1 pseudogene is annotated in these 219 nt (G+C 42.9%); it reads left to right on the forward strand.

What is annotated here, in order from left to right:
* A pseudogene (gene glmM / locus V6256_RS15790) lies at window positions 1-219 on the forward strand (phosphoglucosamine mutase); the annotation flags it as partial.

Below are 219 nucleotides of genomic sequence, written 5' to 3' on the forward strand. Positions count from 1 at the left end.
TTGGTAAAGATCCTCGAATCTCAGGTTATATGCTTGAAGCGGTTTTACAGGCTGGTTTAACCTCTGGAGTAGTTGTAACTGCATTAGTTGGTCCAATGCCAACACCTGCGATTGCTTATTTAACTCTTACTTTTCGTGCAACTGCCGGTATTGTGATCAGTGCGTCACACAAGCCTTATTACGATAATGGCATTAAGTTCTTCTCTGAAGAGGGGACCA

It is taken from the genome of Psychromonas aquatilis, from assembly GCF_038155185.1.
Lineage (GTDB): Bacteria > Pseudomonadota > Gammaproteobacteria > Enterobacterales > Psychromonadaceae > Psychromonas > Psychromonas aquatilis.